At 63.8% G+C, this 9750-nt stretch carries 5 protein-coding genes; 2 read left to right on the top strand and 3 right to left on the bottom strand.

Annotated elements, in window-relative coordinates; all coding sequences use genetic code 11:
- The first annotated feature begins 15 nt into the window (after window positions 1-15).
- Together CEW87_RS15720 and gshA are read left to right on the top strand one after the other, a co-directional pair.
- Window positions 16-3129 carry a DUF6519 domain-containing protein gene (locus tag CEW87_RS15720; RefSeq protein WP_108974477.1) on the top strand — a complete coding sequence of 1038 codons (3114 nt, stop codon included), beginning with the start codon at window positions 16-18 and terminating at the stop codon, window positions 3127-3129.
- 321 nt (window positions 3130-3450) lie between these two features.
- On the top strand, window positions 3451-5043 hold the full coding sequence (gene gshA / locus CEW87_RS15715) for a glutamate--cysteine ligase (protein ID WP_108974475.1): 1593 nt from the start codon (window positions 3451-3453) through the stop codon (window positions 5041-5043).
- An 8-nt stretch (window positions 5044-5051) separates the two neighbouring features.
- Here the strand turns inward: gshA and CEW87_RS15710 are convergent, their stop codons facing one another.
- The 3 genes from CEW87_RS15710 to CEW87_RS15700 all read right to left on the bottom strand — a co-directional run bounded on the left by CEW87_RS15710 (window position 5052) and on the right by CEW87_RS15700 (window position 9724).
- A complete protein-coding gene (locus tag CEW87_RS15710) occupies window positions 5052-7169 on the bottom strand; it encodes a transglutaminase family protein (RefSeq protein WP_108974473.1) in 2118 nt (705 codons plus the stop codon).
- Window positions 7170-7365: 196 nt separating this feature from the next.
- Window positions 7366-8676 (bottom strand): OprD family outer membrane porin, encoded by a 1311-nt coding sequence (locus tag CEW87_RS15705; RefSeq protein WP_108974471.1) that lies wholly within the window; start codon window positions 8674-8676, stop codon window positions 7366-7368.
- Window positions 8677-8821: 145 nt separating this feature from the next.
- Entirely contained in the window at window positions 8822-9724 is a 903-nt protein-coding gene (locus CEW87_RS15700; RefSeq protein WP_199917034.1) for a LysR family transcriptional regulator, read from the bottom strand.
- Window positions 9725-9750 lie beyond the last annotated feature (26 nt).

Raw genomic sequence — 9750 nt, 5'->3', positions numbered from 1 at the left:
ACCGGGAGAGACACCATGAAAGCCGATCTGAGCCGCAGCACCTTCGACCCCGCACGACGCTACCGCACGGTGCGCATGCAGCAGGGGCGCGTGCAGCTCGATGCCGACTGGAACGAGCAGCAGGACATCCTGAACCACCGTCTGGAAACCGAGACCGTCGACAGCCTGGGTGCGGTCGCAGTACCGATCGACAAACCGGGATTCGGGATCACGCCCGCGGGCAAGGACCTCGCGATTTCGGCCGGGAACCTCTATGTCGACGGTCTGCTGTGCGAAAACAGTGCCGCAGCCAGCGTCGCCAAGCAGCCGGACCTGCCTGCCATCGCCTCTGCGGTGTTGCCAGCTGGCGCCACCCTGCTGCCCTTGCCGCCGAAAGACATCAAGGCCTCGGATATCAACGGCGTCGTGGTGTTCGACAACAACGGCGCCGCGGTCGCGCCTGCCGCCGGCACGTATCTCGCCTACCTCGAAGTCTGGCAGCGCCACCTGAGCACCACCGATCTGCCGGCAGGTGACACCAGCATGCGGGAAGTGGCACTGGGCGGGCCCGACACCTGCACCCGTGAACAGACCGTGTGGCAGGTCAGGCTGCTACGCGCAGGCGACGCTGGCGTGAAACTGAACTGCCTGTCGGAGATCCCGGCATGGACAGCCCTCACCACGCCGCCGGACGGACGCCTGGCTGCGCGCGCCGAAGCCACGGTGCCGCCTAAAACCCCTTGCCAGCTGCCACCCGAGGCCGGCTATCGCCTGCTCGAAAACCACCTGTACCGGGTCGAGATCCACGACGATGGCAGCGTGACCGGCAAGGCGCGCTACAAGTGGTCGCGCGACAACGGCAGCCTGGTCAGCCGTGTGGTGCGCTGGCTGGACGACCCCATCGCAGACGAATTCGAAGTCGCCAGCATTGGCCGCGATGACACCCTGGCGATCACCGCCGGTTGCTGGGTGGAGTTCATCGATGACACCCATGAGCTGCTCGGTCAGCCCGGCCCGCTGGTACCGGTCATCCGCACCGAAGGCAATGTAGTCACCGTGGATCTCACCCAGCGCATCGGCCATGCGCTCGACGCCGCCCTGTTCCCCGGCAATCCCCGTGTGCGGCGGTGGGACGGTGTGGCCGAATTGAAGACCAGCTCGGTCGCCAACCCGAACACCGGCTGGGAGGAACTTGCCCAGGACGGCATCGAGCTCAAGTTTGCCACCGGCAGCTACCGTGTCGGCGACTACTGGCTGATTCCCGCGCGCACGGCCACTGCCGCCATCGAATGGCCGCAGGACAGCGGCAAGCCCGCCTTTGTCGCCCCGGCCGGCGTGCTGCGTGCATTCGCCCGCCTTGCCCTGCTGGGTTTCCAGGCGGACAGCTGGAGCCCGATTGCCGACTGCCGTCCGCTGTTTCCGGCACTCACCGAGCTGACCAGCCTCGACTATGTCGGCGGCGACGGCCAGAGCGTCAAACCCAATCCGCTCAACACCCCGGCCGTTGTCGCACTCCCCAGTCCCTTGCAGGTGGGCGTTTCCAACGGGCAGTTTCCGGTCGCAAACGCACAGGTCCGCTTTACCGTCGACGCCGGCACCCTGCCCAATGGCACCAATACCGATGTCGCCACGACGCTTGCCAACGGCGTCGCCTCCATCGCCTGGTCGCTCGCCAGCGACCCAACCAAACCGGTGCAGCATGCAAGGGCCGAACTGCTGGTGGCCGGCCAGCCTGTCACCGGGCGCTACCTGCCGGTGCATTTCAACGCCCAGCTCGCGCTCGCGAGCGAAGTCGCGTACGACCCCTCCGGCTGCGCAGACCTCCTCAGCGCAAAAGCCTTCAGCGTGCAGGAAGCCATCGACGCCCTGTGCAAACGTCCACAGGGCGGCGGCGGTGGCTGCTGTGTCACCGTCGGCGAGGGCGGGCAGTTTCCCTCGCTGGACCGGGCGTTGCGGACCCTGCTGGAGAAAGAACGACTCGATATCTGCCTGTGCCTGCTCCCCGGACAGCATACCCTGGAGGACGACCTCAACGTCACCGGCAGTCGTCGTCACAGGGTGGAGATCCACGGCTGTGGCCCCACCAGCCGCCTCCTGGTGCGCGATCAGGTGTTCCAGTTCGATACCTTCGGCACGCTTGCGCTGCAGGACTTCACCCTGATCAGGACCGGAAACCTCGAGAGCCTGAGCTTTGTGGACTGTGATGATCTGCGCCTGAGCCGGTTCGACTGCGTCGGGAGTGCCACGCCCGGGAACAGCCTGCTGCGCATCGGCGGCAGCCAGCGCCTGGTCATCGAGGACAGCCGCGTGCTGGCAGACAACAACGAGAGCAAAACACTTGGACTCCTGCTCGAACAGGTCGGCGATCTCGGTGCCTTCAAGGGCGCGTTCCGGCCGACGGCCATCGTGGACGGCCATCTGCCTGAGTTCGCCGCGGAATTGTCCAGGCTCAGCGCCGAAGAAAAGAAGCGGATGTCAGGGGCAATCGCCAACATGATCCGCGTGTCGGGCACCGCCAACGCCGGTCTCAGTCAGCGCGAGCTCGTGGCCCTGAACGCCATGCGCCTTGGCATCTCCAATGCGACCGCGTTCGCGCTCGCCGTACAGCTTGAGCAACTTGGCAACGCGATGCTCACCAATACGCCAGTGTTCGCCCTCGCGCTGAAGGACTTTGGTGACGTCAGTCTGGTGAACAACACCGTGCGGGGCCGTATCACCCTGTTCGGTGAAGGTGAAGACAGCCCCTTCCCCGGTCGAGACCTGCTCGGCCGGCTCAGTGGAGCCATCAACCAGACCGAGGTGAGCCTTGAGCCTGCCGGCAACCTGAACCTTGAACGCAACCGCCTCGGCGGCCTGCGTCTGAGCGACATGGTATTGAAGGACGTGGTCGCAAACGCGCGCGGCAGCCTGCCGGTCTGCGCCAACCTGCGGGTCACCGACAACCAGATCGACAGTGAGCTTGACCACTATGCCGGTGTGAATTGCGCCCTCAATGGCAATACCCTGCAGACTCAGGACGAGGTCGGCATGATCGTCGCCACCCAGGCAAAAGTCATCGGCAATTTCATGCGCAACAAGCACAGGCTGTATGCGGTCGCGGTCGCGCCGGAGAGCTTCGGCAATGGAAGCCTGACGATCACGCCCGTGTAACCGCGGCCGCATCGCGCGCCCGCCTCACATACCCCTACTCACTGTTGCAGTTTCGCGAATCCGGTTTCGACGGTAGAGTTCGGCATTCATTTTTGGAGCAAAGGATCGTCTGTGCGATCCGGACCGGACGGCGACGCGATGACGTCGCGCTTTGCCGTTTACCGGAGCGGCTGTAAGAAGCAGACACCGGGGTCCGACAGACACCCCTCTGCAAGTGGTCTGCGCGGGTCTTTCTGACCCGGCACCCTTGATTGGTCCGGCCCTTGTTTCGGCGCCTTATCGCCCCCATTGTGGCTGGACAGAAAAACAGGAATTCGACTTTTGACCGATCTACTTTCGCGCCGTCTGGCCTTGTTTAACAAGCCCGAACACCTCGACCTGCTGCGTCACTGCCGCCACGGGCTCGAGAAGGAGAGCCTGCGCGTGGCGCCGACCGGCGAGCTGGCGCTGACCCCACACCCGCAGGCGCTGGGCTCGGCACTGACCCACCCCCAGATCACGACCGACTATTCAGAGGCCCTGCTGGAGTTCATCACCGCAGCCGAAGAAGACCCCGAGCAGACGCTTGCCGAGCTCGACACCATTCACCGCTACGCGTACAGCCGGCTCGGCGACGAAATACTGTGGTGCCAGTCGATGCCGAGCAAGCTTCCGGACGAAGCCGACATTCCCATCGCCGAGTACGGCAGCAGCCACACCGGCCAGATCAAACACGTGTACCGCAAGGGACTCGCCGTGCGCTACGGAAAGGCGATGCAGTGCATTGCCGGCATCCATTACAACTTCAGCCTGCCCGAAAACTTGTGGCCCCTGCTGCAGAAGGCCGAAGACGATACCCGCCCGCCGCAGGACTATCAGTCGGCGAGCTACATCGCGCTGGTCCGCAACTTCCGCCGCTACAGCTGGTTGCTGATGTATCTGTTCGGCGCGTCGCCGGCCGTATGCAAGGGTTTCCTGAAAGACCGTCTGCACGACCTGGACACCCTCGACGAGAACACCCTGTATCTGCCCTGGGCGACCAGCCTGCGCATGAGCGACCTCGGCTACCAGAACAACGCCCAGGCCAGCATCCAGCCCTGCTACGACGGTCTCGAGAGCTATCTCGACAGTCTTCGCGAAGCGGTTTCGACGCCTTACCCGCCTTACGTCGCCATCGGCACCCAGCAACACGGGGAATGGGTTCAGCTCAACACCAACGTGCTGCAGATCGAAAACGAGTACTACTCGACCATCCGCCCCAAGCGCGTCGCCTGTCCCGGCGAGCGGCCCATCCAGGCGCTCGGCTCGCGTGGTGTGCAGTACGTCGAGGTCCGCTGCCTGGACATCGACCCCTTCCTGCCCCTGGGTATCGACATCACCACCTCGCGCTTTCTCGACACCTTCCTGCTCTACTGCGCGCTGGAAGACAGCCCGGTGATGCCGGGCGAGGAATGCCGCGAATGCACCGACAACTTCGGCCATACCGTCAAGGAGGGCCGTCGTCCGGGCATGACCTTGCATCAGAATGGCACCCCGCGCGAACTGGTCGAATGGGGAGTCGCCTTGCTTGAGTGCATGGCACCCTGTGCCGCGATTCTCGACGCCGCGCATGGTGGCGACCTTCATCGCCAGGCGCTCGAAGCGCAGCGCGCCAAGCTGCACAACCCCGAGCTGACCCCTTCCGCACGCGTATTGCGCAGGCTGAGCAAGGACCACCTCAGCTTCTTCGAATTCGCCATGAGTCAGTCGCGGCTGCATGCAGAGGCGTTCCGTAGCCGCCCGCTCGACGGTGGCGCAGTCGAGGCATTTGAGCAATCGGCGCGTGATTCGCTCGCCCACCAGAAGCGGATTGAAGAAGACCAGACCGGGCCGTTTGCAGACTACGTTGCAAGCTACATGGCGGCAATCGACCCCGACTACCGCACCTGCTCCTGAGAAAAGGCCTACACCCGCCGCAAGTCGAAGCAGTACTCGGCATACGCGGGTGCTGGCGCCTCGCGCGCTTCCGGCAGCGTCTGCGCATCCACGTTTTCTGACACCAGCCGCTCGGCACGACGGCGACGGGCTTCTGCCCGACTGTCAGGCAGACCATCGTATGCCTCGCCCCGTGGGTGCCAGTCGAACAGGCTGAGGCGCAGCGCGTTTCCGGTGCGAGGATGGGTCAGCACCAACTCAACCCCGTCCTGCGCCGGCAATGTCGGATGCAGACCATGCACCGGAACAAAACTGCGATAGCGCACACCGGCCAGACACACAGGTGCGGCCCCATCGTATTCGGCCCGCAGCGGCACGGCGTAGCCATTGACCTGTAGCTTCAGCCCGTCGAGACCTTCGGCCTCGGGTGCGACGACGCGCAATTCGATGCGTGCCGTGCTGGCGTCGACCAGACGTGAATCAGAGGGCTGCTGGGTGGTGACATCACCGATCAGCGGCCAGAATTCGAGTGCCCCCATCACCCGCAGCTGCAGCCCCTCCCATTCCAGATGGCCGAGTTCCCGGCGGGCATCGTCCACCAGCCGCGCGGTGATCGACGCACCCAGCCCAAGGCCATGGGCTTCGAGATCCGCCAGTACGGCACGCAGGTCCTGCTCCAGATACCAGGGCAGCGCAAAGCGGTTGTGCAGCTGCTTGCCCCAATCCACCAGTGGCTTGTCGTAGGGGAAGTGCATCAGGCGCGCGATCAGGGCGCGCAGCAAGGCGGCTTCAGCCGAAAGGGTTGCGGCATCCGGGGCCATGCGCAGGGCACGGAATTCGACCAGACCGGCCATTCCACGCGCGCCCAGATAGGGGTTCCACAACTTCTCGATGTTGATCTCGCTGCGGTGACTGTTGCCCGCCGAGTCAGCAAGGAATGGCGCCAGGCTGGCCCACAGCAGCCCAGGCTCGGGCGAATCGAGCCGCTCCAGCTGCTCGAGCGCCACCTCGAGCTCGACCCGACGCTCCTGCGGGCCCTCGTCCGCACGCGGCGCCTGGCTGCCACTGCCGATCGAATCCGGCGCGAACCAGTACGACAGGGCCGGATGCCGGTTCAGGTAGCGGACGAGCCGAGTCAGCAAACGCGGCGCGACGAAGAACGGGCTGCTCTGCGCAGTAGGGCCACCAAGCGTGAGCTGACCGCCCCCGCCGGAATCGGCCTCACCGCCGTTGTAGTACAGGCGATAAGGGTAGAGGCCGAGGCTCTCTGCCGCGGAAAACAGCGCGGCATTGACGCGATAGAAGGATTGCAGATCGGTAGCCGGCGCAAGGTTGGCCTCAATCACCGCCGGGTCCGGCGTCAGGCTGGTCCAGTGCATCCCTGCATCCAGCGGCGGCGGATGGCCGCGCAGCACCAGCCCGTTGATGCCGGCGGCCTTGGCGGCCTCAGCCACGACTTCGAGCAGCGCCGCATAGCTGGCAACGTCGGCGACCGCCGGGAGTTCGACCACCGGCCAGCCGCCCTCGGCATCCGGCAGGGTCGCAAGCAGGAGCAGGAAATGACCGCTTTCGGCAAGCTCGTCGCGCAGGCCTTCGGCGGGAATTGGGGCGGAATGCAGCGAGGGTCTGAAGCACAGCGCCGCGGAGCTTTCATCAATGCCGATCGGATGCTCGTCGCAACGGGTCACCACGCGCCAGTCGGTGGCGCCCACGCGTGTTTCAGCGGCCCAGCCACGTGCGGCGCAGTGCTCAAGCAGGCACAGGCTGAAATGCTCAATGCCGTGGGGTGCACAGGGCTCTGACACCAGCAAGGGGTCTGGCGGCCCCTGCCACAGCGCCACACCGTCGCGACGTGCAAGCACGCCAAGACTCCAGCGCGCGCCCGGCTCGCCCGGATACTGCCGCCCGATCGTCCGCAGCAGCGCGCACCCCGGAAAACTGATCGAAAAATCGCGCAGCAACTGCGCTGCACGTCCCTCCTTCTCGCCGCCAAGCGCGAGCTGCAGCCACTCTGCAGATTCGGAATAGCGGTCGGTAAAGGTCGGTTCGGCGCCAATCCAGATATCCGCACCGAGCGCGCTGATACGCGCATCGAGATCGGTCAGATCATCCAGAATGGGGTCGGGATCGGCGTGCGGAGGCTTCATGAGTTCGTATCCTGGGGCGCTGGCGTTTCGGCGATGCGTGCCGCGGGCGCCATGGCGCAGGCGCGCATCCCATGCCCCGAATGATACGGACTAAAACCCTGCCTCAAAAGGCGCCATGAAGCCCATTGTCCAAACAGATACAAAAATGCACCGCGAGGTCCGAAGGGACCCCACGATGCGAGAGAAGATCGCTCGATCAGAAGAAGCGGTAGGTGTAATCGATATAGAAGCGGTGATCGATCTCGTCTTCCTTCACGCCATCGAGGCGGCCGGTCTTGTCCGAACGGTAGTCGAGATAGGTGTAACGAACGCCGAGGCCCTTGACGATGGGCACCTGGTAACGCACATCCACTGCGAGTTCGCTTTCGTCTGCCTCACCGCGCGAACGCACATGGCTGTTCTTCGCGCCAGTGCCCTTCTTGTAGCTGACCGAGGTCTTCAGGCCTTTGACGAAATCCTTCCAGTCGTAGCCGACGGACGCCATCCACACCAGCTCGTCACGGTTCGAGAAGTCGGCAAGCACGCCGCCCGTGGGAAAGGGGTTGGTGCCGTGATCGCCGGCGAAGTTGTCTTCAATCCAGGCGCCGTCGAACTTGGACACTGCGGCGCCAAGCGCGAGGTTGCCCATCTTCCAGTCCGCGGCAATGTAGATGCCCTGCCCGTCGTTGTCGCTCTTCTTGTTGGCGGAACCCGGCACATCCTCATCGTCCAGTTCGGCGCTCTCCGAAGCCGTCACAAACAGCTTGCCGTCGTCGCTGGAGGTGTGAATGCCACCGGTCAGCTTGAGTGAAGACTTGTTGGGCAGTGCAAAGGTATAGGCCGCCACCAGACCGGTCTTGCTCAGGAAGTTCTTCGCGTTGAGGTACTCGAGATCGACGCTGAACGGTCCATTCTCGTAACTGGCACCCAGGATGCCGATGTAGTCGATGTCGCCTTCGTCGGACTTGTCGGTCTTGAACTTGTAGAAGTGGGCGTCTGCGCGCGGCGACCACTCGTCATACATCGCACCGTAGATGCTCAGGCCCTTCAATGGCCGGATCTCGCCCGTGCCACCCGAGAAGGTGTTGGGAATCGCGCGACTGCCCGAGCTCGACAGCAGCATGCTCTTGTGCAGCTGACGTCCGAGCTTTGCATTCGCCAAGTCCTGGTACTTGAACTTGATGAAAGCCTGACCAATCTTGCCGAAGCCATCCTGCGCATCGCCGTCACTGTTGACCTTGAGCACATCGCTCGTCATGCGACCGCTGGCATCGAGCTTGATGACGCTGTAGCCGGACAGGCCGAAACCGATGATGTCGCCGAAATAGGGTGACTCGTAGTTCAGCTGCAGACCCAGGGCCGACTGGCTGCGGTCATTGGTATCGGTCTCGTAGTCGCGGTCGAAATAGATGCCACGCACCTTCATTTCGAGTGAATGCCCTTCCAGGTCGGCTGCGGTCGCGATGCCGGAGAGCAACGCGCTCCCGACAAGCACCTGCACCAGCAGCGAAATCTTCTTTTGCTTCATGTTGCCTCCTCGGTGTTTTGGAGCTGCTATCGCAGCGCTGCAGACTGGCGCAAGGTCCGTGTGCCGTCGCAGTGAGGCAAAGTATGAGCAAAGCGTTTATTGCACAGAAATGAATTATCGATTGCCTTTATTGCGGTATAAGCATTTATTGTGGCGCGCTGTCCGACCAGCCGCGATCCCAGTGCGGCGGGTCGCCAACACGTTCGGCAAAGTAGTCGAGAAAGCTCCGCACCTTTGGCAGCAGATAGTGGCGGCTCGGATACACCGCATAGACTGAAGGCGACGGCATCTCGTAATCCTCAAGCAAGGGGACGAGCACGCCGGCGCGAATGTCATCGCCGACCAGGTATGAGGGCAGGTGTGCCACCCCTGCTCCGGCGCATGCCAGCGCATGAAGAAAATCAACGTCGCCCGCCACACGGGTTCGCACTGCGATGCTCTGCTCCCCGCCCGCACCGCGAAACGGCCATATGCTGCGCTTGAAGTAACTGTGACTCAGGCAGTCGTGATGGCGCAGGTCTTCAGGGCGCTCAGGGCGGCCATTGCGCTCGATGTAGGCCGGAGAGGCACACACCACCACGCGACAGGGTGCCAGGGGGCGTGCGACCAACCCGGGGTCAACCGCATGGGTGATGCGGAAGGCTAGGTCGATGCCCTCGTCCACCATGTTGAGCGTGCGGTCGCTGAGAATGAGGTCGAAGCCCGTTTCCGGAAACAGCTGCATGTACTCGGCAATCGCCGGCGCAAGATGCGCGCGCGCAAACGACACCGAGCTGGTCAGCCGCAGCACCCCCCGCGGCTCACCCCGGTGCGCCTCACCCATCGTGTCAGCCTCCTCGACCAGCGCCAGGATGCGACGGCAGCGATCCAGATAGGCTTCGCCGATCTCGGTCAGATGCATGCGTCGTGTCGTGCGTTCGAGCAGACGCAATCCGAGGTCGGACTCCAGCGCAGCAACATGGCGCGTGACCTGAGCCTGCGACAGACCCAGCTGATCGGCAGCCGCCGAAAAGCCGCCACTGTCGACCACGCAGGCAAAAATCCTCATGGACTGCAGCCGATCCATATCCTGAC

It is taken from the genome of Parazoarcus communis (assembly GCF_003111665.1).
Classification (GTDB): domain Bacteria; phylum Pseudomonadota; class Gammaproteobacteria; order Burkholderiales; family Rhodocyclaceae; genus Parazoarcus; species Parazoarcus communis_B.
Note: the sequence above shows the minus strand (reverse complement) of the source record. Positions and strands in the feature narration are given on the sequence as shown.

Excerpts from the sequence above, each read along its gene's own strand:
- CEW87_RS15700 (WP_199917034.1), bottom strand. The coding sequence starts at position 9,724 with ATGAGGATTTTTGCCTGCGTGGTCGACAGTGGCGGCTTTTCGGCGGCT.
- CEW87_RS15705 (WP_108974471.1), bottom strand. The coding sequence starts at position 8,676 with ATGAAGCAAAAGAAGATTTCGCTGCTGGTGCAGGTGCTTGTCGGGAGC.
- CEW87_RS15720 (WP_108974477.1), top strand. The coding sequence starts at position 16 with ATGAAAGCCGATCTGAGCCGCAGCACCTTCGACCCCGCACGACGCTAC.
- CEW87_RS15710 (WP_108974473.1), bottom strand. The coding sequence starts at position 7,169 with ATGAAGCCTCCGCACGCCGATCCCGACCCCATTCTGGATGATCTGACC.